Annotated in this window: 17 protein-coding genes; 11 read left to right on the top strand and 6 right to left on the bottom strand. The window is 63.0% G+C overall.

Annotated features, from left to right (window positions below; all coding sequences use genetic code 11):
• Window positions 1-14 precede the first annotated feature (14 nt).
• A complete protein-coding gene (locus ACF8MI_RS01650) occupies window positions 15-1,106 on the bottom strand; it encodes a tartrate dehydrogenase (RefSeq protein ID WP_119369588.1) in 1,092 nt (363 codons plus the stop codon).
• A gap of 97 nt (window positions 1,107-1,203) precedes the next feature.
• Here ACF8MI_RS01650 and ACF8MI_RS01645 point away from each other — a divergent pair, with 97 nt between their 5' ends.
• From ACF8MI_RS01645 to ACF8MI_RS01635, 3 genes are all read left to right on the top strand, one after another.
• A complete protein-coding gene (locus ACF8MI_RS01645) occupies window positions 1,204-2,115 on the top strand; it encodes a LysR substrate-binding domain-containing protein (RefSeq protein ID WP_104834564.1) in 912 nt (303 codons plus the stop codon).
• Between the two features lie 316 nt (window positions 2,116-2,431).
• Window positions 2,432-3,664, top strand: coding sequence for an ethanolamine utilization protein EutH (eutH, locus tag ACF8MI_RS01640; RefSeq protein WP_200929430.1), 1,233 nt, complete (start codon window positions 2,432-2,434; stop codon window positions 3,662-3,664).
• A 116-nt stretch (window positions 3,665-3,780) separates the two neighbouring features.
• Complete coding sequence (locus ACF8MI_RS01635) at window positions 3,781-4,578, top strand: helix-turn-helix transcriptional regulator (protein WP_060497113.1); 798 nt, start codon at window positions 3,781-3,783, stop codon at window positions 4,576-4,578.
• A gap of 46 nt (window positions 4,579-4,624) precedes the next feature.
• On the opposite strand, the gene ACF8MI_RS01630 is transcribed toward ACF8MI_RS01635, so the two are convergent.
• The 3 genes from ACF8MI_RS01630 to catR form a co-directional block, all read right to left on the bottom strand.
• Window positions 4,625-5,896 (bottom strand): D-arabinono-1,4-lactone oxidase, encoded by a 1,272-nt coding sequence (locus ACF8MI_RS01630; RefSeq protein WP_104834566.1) that lies wholly within the window; start codon window positions 5,894-5,896, stop codon window positions 4,625-4,627.
• A gap of 30 nt (window positions 5,897-5,926) precedes the next feature.
• Complete coding sequence (locus ACF8MI_RS01625; protein ID WP_060497137.1) at window positions 5,927-6,694, bottom strand: SDR family NAD(P)-dependent oxidoreductase; 768 nt, start codon at window positions 6,692-6,694, stop codon at window positions 5,927-5,929.
• A gap of 123 nt (window positions 6,695-6,817) precedes the next feature.
• Window positions 6,818-7,690: an HTH-type transcriptional regulator CatR gene (gene catR / locus ACF8MI_RS01620; RefSeq protein WP_060497111.1), complete on the bottom strand. Its 873-nt coding sequence runs from the start codon at window positions 7,688-7,690 to the stop codon at window positions 6,818-6,820.
• 135 nt (window positions 7,691-7,825) lie between these two features.
• Here catR and ACF8MI_RS01615 point away from each other — a divergent pair, with 135 nt between their 5' ends.
• From ACF8MI_RS01615 to ACF8MI_RS01595, 5 genes are all read left to right on the top strand, one after another.
• Window positions 7,826-8,947, top strand: coding sequence for a muconate cycloisomerase family protein (locus ACF8MI_RS01615; RefSeq protein ID WP_060497110.1), 1,122 nt, complete (start codon window positions 7,826-7,828; stop codon window positions 8,945-8,947).
• Window positions 8,948-8,968: 21 nt separating this feature from the next.
• The gene (gene catC / locus ACF8MI_RS01610) at window positions 8,969-9,259 is read left to right on the top strand and encodes a muconolactone Delta-isomerase (protein WP_060497109.1); all 291 of its coding nucleotides are present in this window, start codon (window positions 8,969-8,971) and stop codon (window positions 9,257-9,259) included.
• A gap of 43 nt (window positions 9,260-9,302) precedes the next feature.
• Complete coding sequence (gene catA, locus ACF8MI_RS01605) at window positions 9,303-10,238, top strand: catechol 1,2-dioxygenase (RefSeq protein ID WP_060497108.1); 936 nt, start codon at window positions 9,303-9,305, stop codon at window positions 10,236-10,238.
• 116 nt (window positions 10,239-10,354) lie between these two features.
• On the top strand, window positions 10,355-10,849 hold the full coding sequence (locus ACF8MI_RS01600) for a GNAT family N-acetyltransferase (protein WP_104834568.1): 495 nt from the start codon (window positions 10,355-10,357) through the stop codon (window positions 10,847-10,849).
• Between the two features lie 163 nt (window positions 10,850-11,012).
• Window positions 11,013-13,109, top strand: a complete 2,097-nt coding sequence (locus ACF8MI_RS01595) for a putative bifunctional diguanylate cyclase/phosphodiesterase (RefSeq protein ID WP_392517348.1) — start codon at window positions 11,013-11,015, stop codon at window positions 13,107-13,109.
• 154 nt (window positions 13,110-13,263) lie between these two features.
• Here ACF8MI_RS01595 and ACF8MI_RS01590 read toward each other — a convergent pair whose 3' ends face one another.
• Entirely contained in the window at window positions 13,264-14,088 is an 825-nt protein-coding gene (locus ACF8MI_RS01590; protein ID WP_104834570.1) for an aldo/keto reductase, read from the bottom strand.
• Between the two features lie 246 nt (window positions 14,089-14,334).
• Here ACF8MI_RS01590 and ACF8MI_RS01585 point away from each other — a divergent pair, with 246 nt between their 5' ends.
• Entirely contained in the window at window positions 14,335-15,213 is an 879-nt protein-coding gene (locus ACF8MI_RS01585) for a DMT family transporter (protein WP_060497105.1), read from the top strand.
• Between the two features lie 321 nt (window positions 15,214-15,534).
• On the opposite strand, the gene ACF8MI_RS01580 is transcribed toward ACF8MI_RS01585, so the two are convergent.
• On the bottom strand, window positions 15,535-16,437 hold the full coding sequence (locus ACF8MI_RS01580) for a LysR family transcriptional regulator (RefSeq protein ID WP_016715685.1): 903 nt from the start codon (window positions 16,435-16,437) through the stop codon (window positions 15,535-15,537).
• Window positions 16,438-16,786: 349 nt separating this feature from the next.
• Here ACF8MI_RS01580 and katG point away from each other — a divergent pair, with 349 nt between their 5' ends.
• Both katG and ACF8MI_RS01570 read left to right on the top strand, forming a co-directional pair.
• A complete protein-coding gene (katG, locus tag ACF8MI_RS01575) occupies window positions 16,787-19,042 on the top strand; it encodes a catalase/peroxidase HPI (RefSeq protein WP_060497104.1) in 2,256 nt (751 codons plus the stop codon).
• Between the two features lie 260 nt (window positions 19,043-19,302).
• The coding region (locus ACF8MI_RS01570; RefSeq protein ID WP_392492282.1) for a M24 family metallopeptidase at window positions 19,303-20,505 on the top strand (1,203 nt) is incomplete at its 3' end.

The raw sequence follows: 20,505 nt of genomic DNA, 5'->3' as shown, positions 1-20,505 counted from the left end.
TCGGCCCCTGTGTATCAGGCTTCGACCAGTGCGGTAATGGCCTGGCCCACTTGTTGGGTGGACTGCTGGCCGCCCATGTCGCGGGTCACCTCACCGGCGGCGATGACCTGCTCGATGGCCTTGAGGATGTCGTCGTGGGCGGCGCGGTAACGTGGATCGGCGCCGTCGTTGCCGAGGAAGTCCAGCATCAGTGCGCCCGACCAGATCATCGCGATCGGGTTGGCGATGTTCTTGCCGTAGATGTCTGGCGCCGAACCGTGTACCGGTTCGAACAGCGACGGAAACTTGCGCTCGGGGTTGAGGTTGGCCGACGGTGCGATGCCGATGGTGCCGGCGCAGGCCGGGCCGAGGTCGGACAGGATGTCGCCGAACAGGTTCGAGGCTACGACCACATCGAAGCGGTCGGGCTGCAGCACGAAGCGGGCGCAGAGGATATCAATGTGCTGCTTGTCCCAGCTGATTTCCGGATAATTGGCCGCCATGGCGGCGGTGCGCTCGTCCCAGTACGGCATGCTCACGGCCATGCCGTTTGACTTGGTGGCCGAGGTGACGTGCTTGCGCTCGCGGGTCTGTGCCACATCGAAGGCATACTTGAGGATGCGGTCGACACCGCGGCGGGTGAACACCGACTCCTGCAGCACGAACTCGTTGTCGGTGCCTTCGAACATGCGGCCACCCAGGGAGGAGTATTCGCCTTCGGTGTTTTCGCGGATGACCACGAAGTCGATGTCACCTGGCTCACGGCCAGCCAGCGGGCACGGCACGCCCGGGAACAGGCGCACCGGGCGAATGTTCACGTACTGGTCGAAATCGCGGCGGAACTTGAGCAGCGAACCCCACAGCGAGATGTGGTCCGGCACCTTGTCTGGCCAGCCCACGGCACCGAAGTACAGGGCGTCGAAGTCCTTGAGCTGTTCGAACCAGTCGTCCGGCATCATCTTGCCGTGGGCCAGGTAGTAATCGCAGCTGGCCCACTCGAAGAACTCGAAGCTGATGTCCAGGCCGTGCTTGCGCGCAGCGGCCTCGACCACGCGAATGCCTTCTGGCAGTACTTCGTTTCCGATGCCGTCGCCAGGGATTGCCGCGATTCTGAAGGTCTTGCTCATGGGGTGCACTCGTTGTCTAGGGAACAGGTGCTGGCCATGCTATAAGGGCTTGCTTCGGAGATAATCTGGCCAATCATGGATTCTTGGAACACGCTACGTGAATAATCTGCCCAGTCTGGACGACCTCAACATTTTCCTGCAGGTGGCCAAACGTGCCAGCTTCGCGGCCGTGGCCGACGAGTTGGGTATGTCGGCGGCGTACATCAGCAAACGCATTCGCATGCTCGAACAAACCCTGGAGGTGCGGCTGCTGCACCGCACCACACGGCGGGTAACGGTGAGCGAGGAGGGCGAGCGGGTGTATCAGTGGGCGTTGCAGATTTTCGATGCCGTGCAGCGCATGGGCGATGACATCAGCGCCCAGCACCGCGAGCCGGCCGGCCAGCTGCGCATAGCCAGCAGCCTGGGGCTGGGGCGGCGCTTCGTGGCGCCGGCCTTGTCGGAGCTGGCCGAACGCTACCCGCGACTGGACATTCGCCTGGACGTGCACGACCGCCTGGTGGACCTGATTGCGGAGGGCGTGGACCTGGACATCCGCGTGGGTAATGCCATTGCCCCCAACCTGATTGCCAAGCCGCTGGCGCGCAACCGCCGGGTGCTGTGCGCCGCGCCGGCCTACCTGGCGCGGCGCGGTGCGCCCAAGGTGCTGGGCGACCTGGCCAGCCATGATTGCCTGGTGATCAAGGAGCGCGATCACCCGTTTGGTGTGTGGCAACTGATGGGGCCTAACGGCGAAGAAAGCGTGCGGGTGACCGGCGGCCTGTCGACCAACCATGGTGAGGTGGCGCACCAGTGGTGCCTGGACGGGCGCGGGATATTGCTGCGTTCGTGGTGGGATGTGCACGACAGCCTGCAGGACGGGCGCCTGGTGCAGGTGCTGGAGGACTATCACCAGCCGGCGGATATCTGGGCGGTGTATACCTCGCCGCTGGCCAGTTCGGCCAAGGTGCGGGTGGCGGTGGACTTTTTTCGGCAGTACTTTGCCGAGCGTTACAGCTTACCGGGCTAACTTCTGCTGGCTGGCACAAAATCTTAGCGCTTGCGCGATCCCTGTGGGAGCAACTCACAAGCGGGCTTGCACGCGAACACCGGCGCAGCCGGTGCCATGTACCGAGTCGCCTGCTTCGCGGGCAAGCCCGCTCCCACAGGGTCCCTGCTAAATCAATGGGTTCGCTCGTGTATACCTCCCGGTATATGGACAGCCCATCACCTTGCCGCATAGCTTAACCCCTCGACGGGGCGCACCTTGCACACGCTATAACAACAGCGATGCCCCGGGACCTTTCAGTCCTGCCAACCCGACAACTCTAAAAATGAGGCGGCAAATGGAAAGCATCGGCACCTATGTCATCTACGTCATCATGGTGTGCGCGGTATTGGGTGCGGTGGCATCCATTTACAATCCCGAGGGCGAGCTGGGCCAGGAGTTCATCGCCGGCCTGCACAGTATCGGGCCCATCTTCATCCCGGTAGCGGGCATCATGGCGGCGATCCCCTACATTTCGGCGGGCATCAGCCATGTGATCGCGCCGCTGTTCCTGGCCATCGGTGCCGACCCCGGCATTGCCGGCCCCATCTTCATCGCCTCGGACATGGGCGGCTACCAGCTGGCCAAGGCCTTGGCGCAAAGCCCCGAAGGCTGGATCCTGGGCCTGATTACCGGCTTTCAGTGCGGCGCCACGATCATCTTCGTCATCCCGGTGGGGCTGGCCATGTTGCGCAAGGTCGACCACAAGTACATGGCCCTGGGGATCATGGCCGGGCTGCTGACCATCCCGCTGAGCATCATGATCATCGCCATGGCCATGCAGGCCCTGGGCCTGAGCGTGCGCCCCGACATCGCCACCACTGGCGCCGCCACCCAGGCGCTGCACTTCACCTGGGCGATGCTGCTGCGCAACCTGATGCCGCTGATCCTGTTCTGTATCGCCCTGGCGGCGGCGTTGCGCTATTTCCCGACGCTGATGGTGTACCTGTTCCTCAAGCTCGGCCAGTTCATGTACATCGCCGTGGTGCTGGTGCTGGTGGCGTCCATCGTGCAGTACTTCACCGGCCTGTTCAGCCACCTGTTCGGCAATTGGGGGTTCGCGCCAATCATTGCCGACGCCGACGACCAGTTCCGTGCCCTGGAAATAGCCGGCTACATCGGCCTGATGCTGTGCGGTGCGTTCCCCATGGTGCACCTGCTCAAGCGCTTCCTGGCGCGGCCGATCGAGCGGGTGGCCTCGCGCTTTGGCATGTCCGGTGTCGGTGCGGCCGGGGTGCTGGCGGCCTCTGCCAATATCCTGGCCATGTTCCGGCTGGTCAGCGAAATGCCGCCCAAGGACAAGGTGCTGGTGATCGCCTTTTCGGTGTGCGCCGCCTTTACCTTTGGCGACCACATGGCCTTCTCGGCCAACTTCCAACCCTCGTTGATATTGCCGCTGATGATCGGCAAACTCAGTGGTGGCCTGATCGCCATGCTGCTGGCCAGTTGGCTGGCGGTGCCCAAGGCGCAGGAGATGGGGCGCCAGGATGATGCCGCCGGTGCGTTCAAGGTAGCGGCCGAGCCGTCCTGAGCCAAAAACGTCATGCACATGATCTGGAGCGTCCAGGGCGCCCCGGATTTTGTGTTTTTTGCCAATCAAGCCGGTAAGGTCGCACAGGCCTTCCGTGCACGAGAGCGCGGTGAACAATGACAAAAGATGAGGCGAAGGGGCTGGCGGCGGTAATCGAGGCGACCGGCAGCGAGCAACTGGGGCCGGCGCTGGATGCCTGGCTGCGGGGCACGCTGGCGTTCGACATGAGTTGCGCTTACCTGTTCCAGTTCAACCAGCCTGCGCTGTTGGTGCATAACGGCTACAACCATTCGGTAACCGAGCGCACCCTGAATGCCTACGTGCGAGGCGGTTACCTGCTCGATCCTTTCTACGTTGCCTGCGTCAACGAGCATCCGGCCGGGGTGTGGCGCATGAGCGAGCTGGCGCCTGACTGCTTCTTCTCTTCGGGCTTTGCCATCTCCAAGGATATCCACCCTTGCGTGTCGTCCGACTACGGCACGGCGATTGAAGAGGTGGGCTTCATCATGCCGTTGCGGTCCCAGGTGGCGATGGTCTATTCGCTGATGCGCAACCACGGCAGTGGCGATTTCAGTGCTGCGGAAATGGACCTGCTGGCGGGCATGGTGCCACTGCTGGCGTCGGTGTTCGGCCAGCATTGCCGGTTGCGTTATGCCGATTGCCTGCGCGCTACGCCGGAGGGGGCGGTGTTGGAGGATGCTTTTGTCGAGATCCTGCAAGGGCAGTTGACCGAGACTCAGCGCCTGATCGCCAAGTTACTGTTGCAGGGGCACAGCAATGCGTCGATTGCGCGGCAGCTGAGTATTTCTGATGGGACGGTGAAGGTGCACAAGCACAACATCTACCAGCGTCTGGAGATTTCCACCAACGCCGAGTTGTTCCGCCTGTTCATCGACTACCTGGCCAAGGCCTGATAAAGCAAAGGGCTGCAACGCAGCCCTAGGATGTGAAAGCAGCAGGTTATTTGAACAGCGGGCTCAGGTGCTCGCTCAGGTAGATGCCCTGCGGGTCAAGCTGCCGGCGCAAATTACGGAAGTCCTCAGCCCGCGGGTAGATGGCGCTCACATCCTCACCGGTCAGGAAGTGCAGCTTGCCCCAGTGCGGCCTGGCGCCATACGAACGCAGAATCTGATCCACCGCCCGCAGGTAGTCCCAGTAATCGGTACCCGGTTGGCCAGACACCGAAATGGTCACGCTGTCCTGCTCGAAGAACGGGCTCATCCATGCGCCATCGCCGGCCGTGAAACGGTACTCGATGGGGTAGATGGCCTCGGGGAAGTCCTCCAGCATCAGCTTGCGCACTGCGCGCAGCGCTTCCTTGCTGTGTCGTAGCGGCACGGCGTATTCCAGTTCGTGGAAATTGGGCAGGTACTCGATCGGGTACACATCCGAGCTGTACGCCACTTTTTCGAATTCGCTTTCCCAGGCCGGGCGGTCGGTAATGTCCATGACCTTCACTTCGCACACGTCGGTAGTGCGCCCGGTGGTGGAGGTCGCGGCAGTATCGGGCAGGCAATAGCAGTGGCGGCTTTGTTCGTACGGGCACCAGAAGAAGCTGAAGTGGCGGTGCGTGCGCGCCAGTTCATCGTGCTTTTCCATCACGCTTTCGAAGTCTTCGCGCCAGATGCGCTCGTGCAGGTTGAAGCTGTCGGTTACCTGCAAGGTCAGTTCCGAAACGATGCCCAGCACGCCAAGAGAAACCCGGCCAGCCTGCAACAGGTCGGGGGTGCTTTCGTCCACCACAAGGATTTCGCCATTGGGCTGCACCAGCTTCATGCCAACGATGGACGAAGCCAGATTGCCCAAGGTAAGGCCGGTGCCGTGGGTGCCGGTGGTCAGGGCGCCGGCAATCGACTGGCTGTCGATGTCGCCCTGGTTGACCATCGACAAGCCCGCTGCACGCAGTGCCTTGCCAAAGGCATTGATGGTGGTGCCGGCGGCAGCGGTGACGCGCTTTTTCTCAGGGTCGATGTGGCGCACGCCACTCATGTTGGCCAGGCTCAGGTGCAGGCCATTGGTCAGCGCCACCGGGGTAAAGGAATGTCCGGAACCGGCCACACGCACATTCATGCCATTGCTGCTGGCCTGGTTCACCATCGAACACAGTTCGTCTTCACTGGCTGGCGCCCCGCGTGCTGCACGGATGCAGGACTGATTGCCGGCCCAGTTGCGCCAATGCGCGTGTTCCAGGCCAAATTCGTTGATGTGCATGTTGTTGGAAGAGGTGGTCACGTTGGTCTCTCCTGCTGGTTGTTCTTCTGCTCAGATGGCCGTGTAGCCGTTGTCGGCAAACAGGTGTGCGCCGTTGACGAAACTGGCGTCGTCACTGGCCAGGAACAAGGCTGCGCTGGCCACTTCCGAAGGCTCGCACAAGCGCCCCTGAGCGGCTGCAATGGCCTCTTCGCTCACATCCACGCCATGGCGGCGCAGCATGTCGATCTCGCGCAGGCCGTGGGCGGTGGCGATAAAGCCTGGGCAAATGGCGTTGGCGCGGATGCCCCGGTCACGGAACTCCACGGCGATGGCCCGGGCGAACATGTGCGTGGCGCCCTTGCTGGTGCAATACAGCACCTCCATGGGTGTGCCCACCACAGCCGAGATGGATGAGGTGCAGACGATGCTGCCGCCACCGGCGGCCAGCATGCCCGGCAGGACGGCGCGGGTGACCAGGAACATGCTTTTCACGTTCACTGCCATCACCCGGTCCCACTCTTCTTCGCTGGTGTCCAGAAAGGGCAGGGCCGCGAGGATGCCGGCGTGGTTCATCAGCACGGTAATGTGCCCGAAGGCTTGCTCTACAGCCGCCACTGCCGCCTTCACTTGCTGTGCGTCCGACACATCGGCCGCCGCGAAAATAACGTCGTGGCCTGCATCGCGCAGTGCCCGGGCTACCTCGGCGCCCTTGCTGTCTGGCAGGTCGACAATGCCCACCCGAGCCCCTTCAGCTGCAAACAGCTGCGATGCAGCCAGCCCGCAGCCCCCCGCGCCACCAGTAATCAGCGCTATCTTGCCGTTGAGACGTCCCGCCATGTTCGACTCCCGTTGTTTGTTATTGATCTGTTCTTGCAGCCCGGGCGTTTCGCGATTCGCGTGGCGGAGCATGAAACAGAACAACGGGAACATCCATATACCGATGGGTATACGGGCGGCGGGCTAGTGGTTTTGCCGTTCGATCAACGTCAGGCACCGCTGCACGACCGGGCTCACATCACCCTTGCGGCGGCTGAGGATGATCGGGCTCACCGCGCCGCTATCCAGCAAACCTACATACTCGATATCGGTACGGTGCTGCTGTTGCACCGACGCCGGCACCAGGGTCACCCCCACGCCCACCGCCACCAGGCCAATGGCGGTTTGCAGTTCGTTGGCCCACTGGCTGACGCGGATGCTCATGCCGTGCTGGGCGAACAGCGCCAGTACGTGGTCGGCATAACTGGGCCGGGGGTTGGCCGGATAGAGGATGAAGGCCTCGCTCGCCAGCTGGGCAAGGCTAAGCGGGCTGCCCGCCAGCGGGTGGCCCTTGGGCAGCACGGCCACCAGCGGGTCCTCGCGCAATACCTGTTGCGCAATGGCCGCGTCATCGATGCGAATCCGCCCGAAGGCGATGTCGATGCGCCCGCTTTTCAACGCTTCCACCTGCTGCAGCGTGGTCATCTCGCTCAGGCCCAGTTCCAGCTCGCTGTCCTGGCGCAGCTCGCGGATCAGCTCCGGCAGCACGTTGTACAGGGTCGAGGGGGCAAAGCCGATGCCCAGCCACTGGCGCTGGCCCTGGCCAATGCGCCGGGTGTTGTCGCTGATATTTTGCAATTGCTGCAACACGGTGCAGGTCTGCTCATAGAAGAAGCGACCCGCCTCGGTCAGCCGCAACGGGCGTTCGCGCACCACCAGCAGGGTACCGAGCTGGTCCTCCAGTTGGCTGATCTGCCGGCTCAGGGGTGGCTGGGCAATGTGCAGCAGCTCGGCGGCGCGGGTGAAATTGAGGGTTTCGGCCAAGACTTTGAAGTAACGCAGGTGGCGCAGCTCCACAAGACCTCCAGGGTATGGTGGGAGATTCATTTGATATTGGACGGTCATCAGGGTCTCGCGCAATCCTTGAACACGCAAGTAAATGCACCATTCGGGATTGCCACTGGCAGCCCGACCTGACGGGACCTGGCTACAATGACAAGCGCGCTGATTGAACGCATAGAAGCAATTATCGTCGACCTGCCGACCATTCGCCCGCACAAGCTGGCAATGCACACCATGCAGCAACAGACCCTGGTGGTATTGCGTGTGCGCTGCAGCGATGGCGTGGAAGGTATCGGCGAGGCCACCACCATCGGCGGCCTGGCCTATGGCTACGAAAGCCCCGAGGGCATCAAGGCCAATATCGATGCGCACCTGGCGCCTGCGCTGATCGGCCTGGCGGCAGACAACATCAACGCTGCCATGCTCAAGCTGGACAAGCTGGCCAAGGGCAATACCTTTGCCAAATCGGGTATCGAAAGCGCGTTGCTCGACGCCCAGGGCAAGCGCCTGGGCCTGCCGGTCAGCGAGCTTCTGGGCGGCCGTGTGCGTGACAGCCTGGAAGTGGCCTGGACCCTGGCCAGTGGCGACACCGCCCGCGACATCGCCGAAGCCCAGCACATGCTGGAGATTCGGCGTCACCGTGTGTTCAAGCTGAAGATCGGCGCCAACCCGGTGGAGCAGGACCTCAAGCACGTGGTGGCCATCAAGCGTGAGCTGGGGGACAGCGCCAGTGTGCGCGTCGACGTCAACCAGTACTGGGACGAATCCCAGGCCATTCGCGCCTGCCAGGTGTTGGGCGACAACGGCATCGACCTGATCGAACAACCGATTTCACGCATCAACCGGGGTGGCCAGGTGCGCCTGAACCAGCGCAGCCCGGCACCGATCATGGCCGATGAATCGATTGAAAGCGTCGAGGACGCCTTCAGCCTGGCCGCCGATGGTGCGGCCAGCATCTTCGCATTGAAGATCGCCAAGAACGGTGGCCCGCGTGCCGTGCTGCGTACTGCGCAAATCGCCGAGGCCGCCGGTATCGCCCTGTATGGCGGCACCATGCTCGAAGGTTCGATCGGCACCTTGGCGTCGGCCCACGCCTTCCTCACCCTGCGCCAACTCACCTGGGGCACCGAGCTGTTTGGCCCGCTGCTGCTGACCGAAGAGATCGTCAACGAGCCGCCGCAGTACCGCGACTTCCAGCTGCACATTCCCCGTACCCCGGGCCTGGGCCTGACCCTGGACGAACAGCGCCTGGCGCGTTTCGCCCGTCGCTGATCAGCAAGCAAGGAGATAATCATGCTGTTCCACGTGAAGATGACCGTGAAACTGCCCGTCGACATGGACCCGGCCAAGGCCGCCCGGCTCAAGGCCGACGAAAAGGAACTGGCCCAGCGCCTGCAGCGCGAAGGTACCTGGCGCCACTTGTGGCGCATTGCCGGGCACTATGCCAACTACAGCGTGTTCGATGTGCCCAGCGTCGAGGCGCTGCACGATACCCTCATGCAACTGCCGCTGTTCCCGTACATGGACATCGAGGTGAACGGCCTGTGCCGGCACCCTTCGTCGATCCACAGCGACGACCGCTGATTCGCACCTGACTACCCTACAAGAACAATACGAGGTAAGCACGATGACCGTGAAAATTTCCCACACTGCCGATGTTCAAGCCTTCTTCAACAAGGTGGCTGGCCTGGACCATGCCGAGGGCAACCCACGCTTCAAGCAGATCATCCTGCGCGTCCTGCAGGACACCGCGCGCCTGGTCGAAGACCTGGAAATCACTGAAGACGAATTCTGGCACGCCATTGACTACCTCAACCGCCTGGGCGGCCGGAACGAGGCGGGCCTGCTGGCCGCAGGCCTGGGTATCGAGCACTTCCTCGACCTGCTGCAAGACGCCAAGGACGCCGAAGCCGGCCTGGGTGGCGGCACTCCGCGCACCATCGAAGGCCCGCTGTACGTGGCCGGTGCGCCGCTGGCGCAAGGCGAAGCGCGCATGGACGACGGCACCGACCCGGGTGTAGTGATGTTCCTTCAGGGCCAGGTGTTCGATGCCGATGGCAAGCCGCTGGCCGGTGCCACCGTCGACCTCTGGCACGCCAACACCCAGGGCACGTATTCGTACTTCGATTCGACCCAGTCCGAATACAACCTGCGCCGCCGCATCATCACCGATGCCGAGGGCCGCTACCGTGCGCGCTCCATCGTACCGTCGGGGTACGGCTGCGACCCGCAGGGCCCGACCCAGGAATGCCTGGACCTGCTTGGCCGCCACGGCCAGCGCCCGGCGCACGTGCACTTCTTCATCTCGGCACCTGGGTACCGTCACCTGACCACGCAGATCAACTTCGAGGGCGACAAGTACCTGTGGGATGACTTCGCCTACGCCACCCGTGACGGGCTGATTGGCGAGCTGCGCTTTGTCGAAGATGCCGCTGCCGCGCGTGATCGCGGTGTTCAGGGTGAGCGCTTTGCCGAACTGGCGTTCGACTTCCACCTGCAGGCGGCTGCAGCGCCGGAAGCCGAAGCGCGCAGCCATCGGCCGCGTGCGTTGCAGGAAGGCTGAGTTCTAGCCTGGATTCACCGTGTTTTGGCCTGGGCCTTTCCGTGCGGGGAGGGCCTGGGCTTTTTGCTGTCGGCCGCTTGTCATCTAGAATCGGCCTTTTACCCCGAGCCCGCACCATGCTCCCGATCGCACTGCTACAGACTACCGCCGACCAGGCCCCGCTGATCCGTAACCTCTATCAGTTCTATGCTTACGAGTCCTCCGACTGGGAGCAGGAAGACGTCGAAGTGGATGGTCGCTTCTACATCCACGACGAGCACCTGCAGCGCCACTGGCAGGACGACGGTTGGGGCGCCTACCTGGTGCTGGCGGACGGCTTCATCGCCGGTTTCGTACTGGTGGAACGCAGCGAGCTGCCGGGCATCGATGCCCTCGAACTGGCCGACCTGTTCATCCTGAAGAAATACCGCCGGCAGGGTATTGGGCAGGCGGTGGCGTTGCAGTTTTTGAGCGGTGAGGGCGACTGGTTGCTGCGCTGTTACGCACAGGATCCACCCGCGGTGGCGTTTTGTAACGCTGTGCTGGCGAACCTGTCGCGCCCGGCACGGGCGATTGCCTTGGACGATGAACCTGACTTGCTGAATTTCCTGGTGAGTGGCGCCCGCCATTGAGGCTTTATCCGTCTTCGTTCGTTCTTGAAGGGGAATAGCGAGATTTTTGTGAGTCACTTCACAAAATCGCCGTGAGCGGCATAATGCCATCAACGCATTCCAAGACCCGGCCACAGCGTGCTGGGATCCCTTCTCATGCCCCTCGAGGGTTCAGGTAAAGTTCATGTCGCTAGCTGCAAACCCCGACATCATGTACCGGCTGTTGATCCAGAGCGTGGTGGACTATGCCATCTACCTGCTCACCCCCGAGGGTATTGTCGCCAACTGGAACCCCGGTGCCCAACGTGCCAAGGGCTACCATGCCGATGAAATTGTCGGCCAGCATTACTCGTTGTTTTATAGCGATGCCGAGCGTGGAGCCGGGCTGCCGGCGCTGAACCTGGAGCAAGCGCGCAGCACCGGGCGCTTTGAAGAAATGGGTTTGCGCCTGCGTAAGGACGGCACCGCCTTTCACGCCCATGTGGTCATCGAAGCGGTGCACGACGATGCCGGGCAACTGGTGGGGTTCGCCAAGGTCACCCGCGACATTTCTGAGCGCCATCGCCAGGAGCAGGAGTTGTTACAGGCCAAGGAACTGGCCGAGCAGTACAGCCAGGAAATGACCAAGCTGTCTCAGTTCCTGGATTCGGTGATTGCCAACATTCCTGCCAGCGTCATTGTCCAGGACCTGGAAAGCCAGCGCATCCTGTTGGCCAACCAGCAGGCCGAGCGCCTGTTCGGCGGGCCGGGGCGCAGCATGATCGGCCAGTTGCCCGGTGACTGCCTTGCCCCCGCAGCGGCCGACTACCTTGAGCAGCAACTGGCGCGTGGCGCCCGCAGTACCAAGGGCCATGCTGCCGAAACCCGCGTCGACACGGCCCGCGGCCCGCGCACCCTTCGCAGCCGCACCTTGCTCAGCCAGAACCGCGAGGGCCAGGCTGACTACGTGCTGTTCGTCGCCGAAGATGCCACTGAAGAGTTGGCCGCCCATGCGCAGATCCACCACATGGCGCACCATGATGCGCTTACCGGGTTACCCAACCGAACGCTGTTCAACGAACGCCTGCGACAGGCCCTGGTGCGCGGCAGCGAAAACGCCAAGCTGACCGCCGCCTTATGCCTGGACCTGGACAATTTCAAGAACATCAACGACTCGTTGGGCCATGCCTTTGGTGACAAGCTTTTGCGGGCCTTGGGCAAGCGCTTGCGCCGAGAACTGCGTGAGCACGACACCTTGGCCCGTCTGGGCGGTGACGAGTTTGCCGTGGTGCTGACGGGCCTTGATGGTCGCGATGCCGCGTGCAACACCGCGCAGCGGCTGATCAACGCCATTTGTCCGCCGTTCCAGATCGAAGGGCATCAGTTCACGGTAGGGGTGAGCATCGGCATTGCTATCGCCCCCGATGACCACGACCAGGCCGAGCAGCTGCTCGGTTATGCCGACATGGCGCTGTACGAGGCCAAGCGCAATGGCCGCAACCGCTACGAGTGTTTCGACGTTGAGCTGGACGTCGCGGCCCGCCAGCGCCGCCTGGTGGAAACCGACCTGCGCACCGCACTGCATCTGGGCCAGCTGCAGCTGCACTATCAGCCGGTGGTCGACCAGCAGACGAGCAGCGTTACCGGTTACGAGGCGTTGCTGCGTTGGGAGCACCCGACCCGTGGCATGGTCATGCCCATGGACTTCATCCCCATCGCCGAAGAAACCGGGCTGATCCACGAACTGGGCACGCGTGCACTGAACCTGGCTTGCCAGGAAGCGGCCAGTTGGGACAGCGAGCAGACCGTGTCGGTCAACCTGTCGGCGGTGCAGTTCAAAAATGGCAACCTTGTCCATATCGTCGCCCTGGCGCTGGCCGACTCAGGCCTGCCGCCGCAGCGGCTGGAGCTGGAAATTACCGAATCGGTACTGCTGGGCAACAGCGAGGAAAACGTGCGCACCTTGCGTGCGTTGAAAGACCTGGGTGTGTCCATTTCGCTGGACGACTTCGGGACCGGCTACTCATCGTTGGGGTACCTGCGGTCGTTCCCGTTCGACCGGATCAAGATCGACAAGTCGTTCGTGCACGACATGTGCGACAGCCGCGAAGCAATGTCGATCATTCGCGCCATTACTGACCTGTCCAACAGCCTGATGATCAAGACCACGGCCGAGGGGGTGGAGTCGGAAGAGCAGATGCGACGGTTGGCGGCGGAAGGGTGTTCGCACTTTCAGGGTTACCTGTACGGGCGGCCGGCGCCGGCGAGTGAGCGCCTCAAGGAGGTCATTACGCCAGGCTGACGGCTTACGCGGTCTTACTCAAAATCTAAAAGCTTGTGCAATCCTTGTGGGAGCGGGCGTGCCCGGGAGCACCGGCGCAGCCGGTGCCAGCCACTGAGTTGATTTCTTCGCGGGCGCGCCCGCTCCCACAAGGCCCGTGTCGCGCTTATGAATTTCAGCTATTCCAATCCGGCGCAAACGCCGGGCTTACCAGCCGCTGGTCCTTCGGCAACCCGGCAATCGCCGCACGGTCTTCGTCATCCAGTTGCACGTCCAGCGCTGCCAGGTTGGCCATCTGGTTTTCGCGGCTGCTGGCCTTGGGAATCGCTGCCACGCCATCCTGGTCCAGCAGCCATTTCAGCGCCACCTGGCTGGGCAGCACGCCGTGCTTGTGGGCAATCGCCTGGATCACCGGCTGCGCCGCCGCCTGGCCACGGGCCAGCGGGGTGTAGGCGGTGAGCAGCAGGTCATGGCGACGGGCGTAGTCCAGCAGCGGTTGCTGGTCGAGCAGCACGTGGTACTCCACCTGAATGGCCGACAATGGCGCACCGAGTGTTTCCACCACCTGGCGCAACAGTCCAAGCGGGAAGTTGGCCACGCCGATATGCCGCGCCTTGCCTTCGTCACGCAGCGCTACCAACGTTTCGATGCTGCGGGCCAGGTCCCAGTCCTGGCCGGGCCAGTGAATGTGGAACAGGTCGACGTGCTCGGTGCCCAGCGCGCGCAGGCTGTCTTCCAGTGACTGACGCATGGCCTTGGGTTCCAGGCGGTCCCACCACACCTTGGTGGTCAGGTGGATCTGCTCGCGCGGCACGTCGCTGTCGCGCAGGGCCTGGCCGACAGCCGCTTCGTTGTCGTAAGCGGTGGCGGTATCGATGTGTCGGTAACCCACGTCCAGCGCCTGGCGCACGGCCTGGGTGCACTCGGTGCCAGTCATCGGCCAGGTGCCCAGGCCAATTGCGGGCAGGGCCAGGCCGTTACGGGTGGTGAGCCTTTGCATGTCAATTCCTTGTAGGGTGTGCAGGGGTAGCGTCGATGGTCGACGATCAGCACGGCACGGACCATGCGCGCGGAGCACAAAGTGGTCGATCAGCGAACAGAAAATGCTGTCGGCCTGGACAAGCGGCAATTGAACTTCCTTATGCTGCGTCATCTCTTCTAGAATCCGAACTGTTGTACCCGCCAGGCCATGCCTGTGCGGCCTTCCCTGGGCGCTGCCTGCTGGCGCGCCGTCATCGAGAGAGCCATGAGTTCCAGCACACCGCTGTCCGGCGTCAACCAACCTCTGCGTGGCATCGCCCTCGTTGTGGTGGCGACGTTTCTGTTTGCCAGCCACGATGCCCTGTCCAAATTCCTCGGCGGCCTGTACCCGATCATCATGGTGGTGTGGGCACGCTATTTAGTGCATACGCTGCTGATGGCCGGTATCTTTCTGCCCAAGTCGGGTATGAACGTGCTGCGCACCCGTCGGCCGCTGTTGCAGACACTGCGTGCCCTTAGCCTGCTCAGCACCAGCCTGTTGTTCACCACGGGCCTGCAATACCTGCCGCTGGCCGAGGCCACGGCAGTCAACTTCCTTGCCCCGGTGCTGGTCACCGCGTTGTCGGCACCGCTGCTGAAAGAGCGGGTGACGGTGGGGCAGTGGGTGGCGGTGGTGTTGGGCTTTATCGGTGTGCTGGTGGTGGTACACCCGGGGGGAGCAATGTTCACCCCTGCCATTCTGTACCCGTTCGGTTCGGCGCTGGGGTTCTGTTTCTACCAACTGCTGACGCGCATCCTGGCGGCGCACGACAGCCCGACCACCAGCAACTTCTATGCGGGGCTGTGCAACACCTTGGCATTAAGTGCGCTGGTGCCATTCTTCTGGGAAATGCCGCGTTGGGACCATGCGTTGCTGATGCTGGCGCTGGGGGGCTTTGGCATGACGGCGCACCTGCTGCTGACCCAGGCCTTCCGCCATGCGGCGCCAGCGTTGCTGGCACCGTTCAGCTACTGCCAGATCGTGTTTGCCGGGTTGCTCGGGTTCGTGATCTACAGCCAGGTGCCGGATACCTTGAGCCTGGTGGGTATTTCGGTGATTTGCCTCAGTGGGCTGGGGGCGGCGTGGATGCAGCGGCGTAAATGAGGCGCTCGCCGCTGCGACAATGTCAGGGCTGGTAGTCGCCCGCCTTGATGTATTCAGCGCCTGTGAGATCGAGCGCCGCCCGCGCGGCGCATCGCGAGCTACGCTCGCTCCTACGTTTGTTTCTGGCCAGTAACGCCTGTGCCAAGCGCGCGCGATCGCCTTAGTTTGCACGACGCAATATAGAGGCATGCGCCAAGGCGTCCGCGCGCGAAACCCACAGGAATAATTGGCCCGAAACAAACGTAGGAGCGAGCGTAGCTCGCGATGCGCCGCGCGGGCGGCGCTCGATCTCACAAGCGCCAAACTTCTTCAGTCAGGCACCTACCGAGCCATGAACTGGAGGATGCGCTCGCGCAGCCAGCGCTCGGCGGGGTCGTTGTCCTGGGCGCCGCTCCACACCATCGACAGCTCGGCCTCGGTGATATCGAACGGCGCCGGGTCGGCGCGCAAGCTGCCGTCGTCGGCCAGGGCGCAGGCGGCGTAGTCCGGCACCGTGGCGATCATCTCGGTATTGCGTAGCAGGGCACGCAGGCTGCCGAACTGCGGCACCGCCAGCACCACCTTGCGGCAACGGCCGATGCGCGCCAGGTCCAGGTCGATATTGCCGCTCATGTCGCCGGAGAACGACACCATCACATGCGGGCGGGCGCAGTATTCGTCGAGGGTCAGCGGGCCGGGCCTGTCGTCGGCACGCAGCACCCGCACACCGATGTTACGCAGCTTGCGGCGCTTGGCGGTGGCCGGCAGGTCGGTGGTATAGCTCACACCCACCGAAATTTCACCGCTGGCCAGCAAGCCGGGCATCAGCAGGAAGTTGGCACGCCGTACCACCACGCTGATGTCCGGGGCCTCTTCGCGCAAGGCCTGCAGCAGGGCCGGGAACAGGCCGAATTCGGCGTCGTCCGACAGGCCCAGGCGGAACACGTTGCAACTGCTGGCCGGGTCGAACTCGCGGGCTCGGCTGATGGCGGCGGAAATCACGTCCATGGCCGGGCCTAGCTCCCTGAAGATTTGCATGGCCCTTGGCGTGGGCTCCATGGCCCGACCGCTACGGATCAGCAGCGGGTCGTCGAACAGCTCGCGTAGGCGGGCGAGGGCGGCGCTGACGGTGGACTGGGTGATGAACAGTTTTTCACCCACGCGGGTCAGGTTGCGTTCGATCATCAGGGCTTCGAACAGCACCAGCAGGTTCATGTCGACGCGGCGCAGGTCGTTGCGGTTCATTGGGCTCGGGTTCCGGGGGTAGAGGGCTTGGCGATGTATTGAAGCATGGGGGCGGCCTGCTTGCCTTGTATGGATGTGCCGGCCAACGCCTGACAGAGCCAGCCTATCACCCCCTAACAGCCACTCTATTAGAAGTCTGCCCAAGCTCGGCTAGTCTTTCCCCTGGCCCCGCGAATTGCGCTAGGGGGCGGTGTGTCAGCACCTGCGTGCAAGACCGCACCGGCCCGCCGTGACAGCTTCGCAAGCCCCGTGTAGACCTGATGAGGGGTAGCACGAGCCCACGCGCTCGGCTGAAAGAACACCTGGCATAGACCGGAAATCTGGATAACCGACCCAAAGGTACCCGCAGATGTCGAACGAATCGAAATGCCCGTTCCATCAAACCGCAGGTGGCGGCACCACCAACCGTGACTGGTGGCCCGACCAGCTCAACCTGAGAATTCTTCACCAACATTCGTCCAAGTCCAGCCCTGACCCGGACTTCGATTACGCCAAGGCGTTCAAGAGCCTGGACTTCCAAGCCCTGAAAAAAGACCTGACCGCCTTGATGACCGATTCGCAGGACTGGTGGCCCGCCGACTTCGGCCACTACGGCCCGCTGTTCATCCGCATGGCCTGGCACAGCGCCGGTACCTACCGCATTGGCGATGGTCGGGGTGGTGCGGGCTCGGGTCAGCAGCGTTTCGCCCCGCTCAACAGCTGGCCGGACAACGTCAGCTTGGACAAGGCCCGGCGCCTGCTGTGGCCGATCAAGCAAAAGTACGGCAACAAGATTTCCTGGGCCGACCTGATCGTGCTTACCGGCAACGTCGCTCTCGAATCCATGGGCTTCAAGACGTTCGGCTTCTCGGGCGGGCGCGCCGATGTGTGGGAGCCCGATGAAGACGTGTACTGGGGTTCGGAAAAGGTCTGGTTGGGGGGCGATACCCGCTACGGCAAGGACCAGGTCAAGGCCCAGCCGCCAGGCCAGGGTGACCTGGTGGCCGAGCCGGCCAAACATGGCGAAGAGCAGAACCGCGACCTGTCGGCCGAGCGCAACTTGGAAAACCCGCTGGCCGCCGTGCAGATGGGCCTGATCTACGTGAACCCGGAAGGGCCGGAGGGTAACCCCGACCCGGTGGCTTCGGGCAAGGACATCCGCGAGACCTTCGGCCGCATGGCCATGAACGACGAAGAAACCGTGGCGCTGATTGCAGGTGGACACGCCTTCGGCAAAACCCACGGTGCCGGCCCCGCCGACAACGTCGGCCCCGAGCCGGAAGCCGCAGGCCTTGAACTGCAGGGCCTGGGCTGGGCGAACACGTTCGGCAGCGGCAAGGGCGGTGATGCCATCACCAGCGGGCTGGAGGTGATCTGGACGTCGACCCCGACGAAGTGGAGCAACGAGTACCTCAACAACCTGTTCAACTTCGAGTGGGAGCTGACCAAAAGCCCGGCGGGCGCTCATCAGTGGCGGCCAAAAGAAGGCAAGGGCGCAGGCACCGTACCGGATGCGCACGACCCGGGGAAAAAGCACGCACCGTCCATGCTGACCTCCGACCTGGCGCTGCGCTTCGACCCGATCTACGAACCGATCGCCCGCCGCTTCAAGGACAACCCCGAGCAGCTGGCGGATGCGTTCGCCCGCGCCTGGTACAAGCTGATCCACCGCGACATGGGCCCGCTGGCGCGTTACCTGGGCCCGGAAATGCCCAATGAAGAGCTGCTGTGGCAGGACCCGTTGCCCAAAGCTGAGGCATCCACTGTCAGTGAACAAGACATCGCGGCCCTCAAGGCCAAGGTTTTAGCATCGGGTTTGAGCGTGGGCGAGCTGGTTTCCACCGCCTGGGCATCGGCCTCGACCTTCCGTGGCTCCGACAAGCGCGGTGGTGCCAATGGCGCCCGCTTGCGCCTGGCGCCGCAGAAGGGCTGGGCTGCAAACCAGGGTGTAGACAAGGTGCTGGCGGCGCTGGAGAAGATTCAGGCCGACTTCAACAATGGCGGTAAAAAGGTCTCGATGGCCGACCTGATCGTGCTGGCAGGTACCGCCGCCGTTGAAAAGGCCGCCAAGGATGCCGGCTACAGTGGCAGCGTTGGGTTCCGCCCGGGGCGTGTCGATGCGTCCCAGGCGCAGACCGATGTCGAATCGTTTGCCGTGCTGGAACCGTTGGCCGATGGTTTCCGCAACTTCACCAAGGCTCGCTATAGCGTCAAGGCCGAGAAGCTGTTGCTAGACAAGGCCCAGTTGCTGACCCTGACCGCACCGGAGCTGACCGTGCTGATCGGTGGCCTGCGCGTGCTGGGCGCCAACCATGGCGGCAGCAAGCAGGGCGTGTTCACCGACAAGCCCGGCACCTTGAGCAATGACTTCTTCCGCAACCTGCTGGACATGGGCGTGGAATGGAAGGCGACTTCGGCAGACAACGAAAGCTTCGAAGGCCGCGATCGCAAGACCGGGCAGGTGAAGTGGACCGGTAGCCGGGTTGACCTGGTGTTTGGTTCGCATGCCCAGTTGCGGGCGTTGAGTGAGGTGTATGGCAGCAGTGATGGGGGGGATAAGTTCGTCCGGGACTTCGTTGCGGCCTGGCAGAAGGTTATGGAACTGGACCGCTTTGACCTGAAATAGCAGCGCTGGAAACGGGGGCGCGTTGCGTCCCATTCGCGGGCAAGCCCGCTCCCACAGGTACAGCGCCGCCTTTCAGGGCTGCGAAGAACCTGTGGGAGCGGGCTTGCCCGCGAATGGGCTGCAAAGCAGCCCCCAGGGGCAGTGGCCATCCCGCCAATTCCAGGTCGGATAGATACAAAAGCGTCCTCGTCGGTTCTGTTGCAATGCTTCTCAGGCGGCAAGCCTGAACCGCGTGCTCACAACGACAAGGAACCCCGACCATGCAAATGCCCAAAACCCTGAAAATCCGCAATGGCGACAAGGTGCAGCCAACCTTCTCGGCCCAGGAATATGCGGCCCGCCATGCCCGGCTGCGGGCCTACATGGACGAGCAGGACATCGAAGCGGCGATCTTCACGTCGTACCACAACGTCAACTACTACAGCGATTTTCTCTACTGCTCGTTCGGCCGCCCGTATGCACTGGTGATCACCCAGGACAAGGTGGTCTCGATCAGTGCCAACATCGACGGCGGGCAACCCTGGCGGCGCACGGTGGGCACTGACAACATCGTCTACACCGATTGGCAGCGCGACAACTTCTTCGTCGCCATTCAGCAGGCCCTGCCGCTGGCCTCGCGCATTGGCGTGGAACATGACCACCTCAACCTGCAGAATCACGGCAAGCTCAGCGCCTGCTACCCCAAGGCCGAGCTGGTAGACATCGGTGCACCCTGCATGCGCATGCGCATGATCAAGTCGGCCGAGGAACAGGCGCTGATTCGCCATGGCGCGCAGGTGGCCGATATCGGCGGTGCGGCGGTGGTAGAGGCGCTGCGCGATCAAGTGCCTGAGTATGAAGTGGCATTGCATGCCACCCAGGCGATGGTACGGGAAATTGCCAGGCGCTTCCCCGATGCCGAGCTGATGGACACCTGGACCTGGTTCCAGTCCGGGCTCAACACCGACGGTGCGCACAACCCGGTAACCAGCCGCCGTGTGGGCAAGGGTGAAATCCTCAGCCTCAACTGCTTCCCGATGATCGCTGGCTACTACACCGCGCTGGAGCGCACACTGTTCCTCGACCACTGCCCGGACGAGCACTTGCGCCTGTGGCAGGCCAACGTCGAGGTACACGAGGCCGGGTTGAAGCTGGTACGTCCGGGCATGCGCTGCAGCGATATCGCCCGTGAACTGAACGAGATTTTCCTGCGCCACGACCTGCTGCAATACCGCACCTTCGGTTATGGCCACTCGTTCGGCACCTTGAGCCACTATTACGGCCGCGAAGCCGGGCTGGAGCTGCGCGAAGACATCGACACGGTGCTGGAGCCGGGCATGGTGGTGTCGATCGAACCGATGATCATGCTGCCTGAAGGGCGATCGGGGGCAGGTGGGTACCGCGAGCATGACATCCTGATCGTCAACGACAGCGGCGCCGAGAACATCACCAAGTTCCCGTATGGGCCGGAGCACAACATCATT

The sequence above is a fragment of the Pseudomonas sp. yb_9 genome (assembly GCF_043103635.1).
Lineage (GTDB): Bacteria > Pseudomonadota > Gammaproteobacteria > Pseudomonadales > Pseudomonadaceae > Aquipseudomonas > Aquipseudomonas monteilii.
Note: the sequence above shows the minus strand (reverse complement) of the source record. Positions and strands in the feature narration are given on the sequence as shown.

Excerpts from the sequence above, each read along its gene's own strand:
- ACF8MI_RS01650 (WP_119369588.1), bottom strand. The coding sequence starts at position 1,106 with ATGAGCAAGACCTTCAGAATCGCGGCAATCCCTGGCGACGGCATCGGA.
- eutH (WP_200929430.1), top strand. The coding sequence starts at position 2,432 with ATGGAAAGCATCGGCACCTATGTCATCTACGTCATCATGGTGTGCGCG.
- ACF8MI_RS01635 (WP_060497113.1), top strand. The coding sequence starts at position 3,781 with ATGACAAAAGATGAGGCGAAGGGGCTGGCGGCGGTAATCGAGGCGACC.
- ACF8MI_RS01625 (WP_060497137.1), bottom strand. The coding sequence starts at position 6,694 with ATGGCGGGACGTCTCAACGGCAAGATAGCGCTGATTACTGGTGGCGCG.
- ACF8MI_RS01615 (WP_060497110.1), top strand. The coding sequence starts at position 7,826 with ATGACAAGCGCGCTGATTGAACGCATAGAAGCAATTATCGTCGACCTG.
- catC (WP_060497109.1), top strand. The coding sequence starts at position 8,969 with ATGCTGTTCCACGTGAAGATGACCGTGAAACTGCCCGTCGACATGGAC.
- catA (WP_060497108.1), top strand. The coding sequence starts at position 9,303 with ATGACCGTGAAAATTTCCCACACTGCCGATGTTCAAGCCTTCTTCAAC.
- ACF8MI_RS01600 (WP_104834568.1), top strand. The coding sequence starts at position 10,355 with ATGCTCCCGATCGCACTGCTACAGACTACCGCCGACCAGGCCCCGCTG.
- ACF8MI_RS01595 (WP_392517348.1), top strand. The coding sequence starts at position 11,013 with ATGTCGCTAGCTGCAAACCCCGACATCATGTACCGGCTGTTGATCCAG.
- ACF8MI_RS01590 (WP_104834570.1), bottom strand. The coding sequence starts at position 14,088 with ATGCAAAGGCTCACCACCCGTAACGGCCTGGCCCTGCCCGCAATTGGC.
- ACF8MI_RS01585 (WP_060497105.1), top strand. The coding sequence starts at position 14,335 with ATGAGTTCCAGCACACCGCTGTCCGGCGTCAACCAACCTCTGCGTGGC.
- ACF8MI_RS01580 (WP_016715685.1), bottom strand. The coding sequence starts at position 16,437 with ATGAACCGCAACGACCTGCGCCGCGTCGACATGAACCTGCTGGTGCTG.
- katG (WP_060497104.1), top strand. The coding sequence starts at position 16,787 with ATGTCGAACGAATCGAAATGCCCGTTCCATCAAACCGCAGGTGGCGGC.